Origin of the sequence: Rhodopseudomonas sp. BR0C11 (assembly GCF_010820945.1) — a bacterium.
In the GTDB taxonomy this organism is placed as follows: Bacteria; Pseudomonadota; Alphaproteobacteria; order Rhizobiales; family Xanthobacteraceae; genus Rhodopseudomonas; species Rhodopseudomonas palustris_H.
This window is the reverse complement of sequence record NZ_QTKI01000819.1, coordinates 1-571: the sequence shown is the minus strand read 5'-3', so window position 1 is coordinate 571 and position 571 is coordinate 1. Positions and strand designations below refer to the sequence as shown.

Sequence of the window (571 nt, the reverse complement as noted above, 5' to 3'; positions counted from 1 at the left end):
GAGCTGACGCACCACGAACTCACCGCCGATCCGGCGTGGCCGGTCGACGCGACCTCGCGGATGAATCGGATGTACCGCTATCAACGGCACATCTACGACCTGACCCGCCGGTACTATCTTCTCGGCCGCGATCAACTGATTACCGAGCTGCAGCCGAAGGCCGGCGAAGCCGTGCTGGAAGTCGGCTGCGGCACCGGCCGCAACCTGATCCAGGCGGCGACGCGCTACCGCGAGGTGAAATTTTACGGCCTCGACGTGTCGACCGAGATGCTGACCTCGGCGATCAGTTCGATCGAAGGCGCCGGGCTGATGTCGCGGGTCAAGGTCGCGCACGGCGACGCCACCGCCTTCACCGCGCAGGCGGTGTTCGGCCAGGCGGTCAGCTTCGACCACGTCATGATCTCCTACAGCCTGTCGATGATCCCGGACTGGACCGCGGTGATCGATCGCGCCGTCGCCAACTTGAAGCCGGGCGGCAAGCTGCACATCGTCGACTTCGGTGATCAGCGCGGCCTACCTTCGGTGGCGCGCAACCTGCTGCGGCGCTGGCTGACGCTGTTCGACGTCACCC

General features: G+C 65.8%; 1 protein-coding gene. It reads left to right on the top strand.

Annotation, left to right across the window (positions count from 1 at the left end):
* On the top strand, positions 1 to 571 hold a 571-nt coding region (locus tag DYI24_RS27585), incomplete at both ends, for a class I SAM-dependent methyltransferase (protein WP_246701400.1).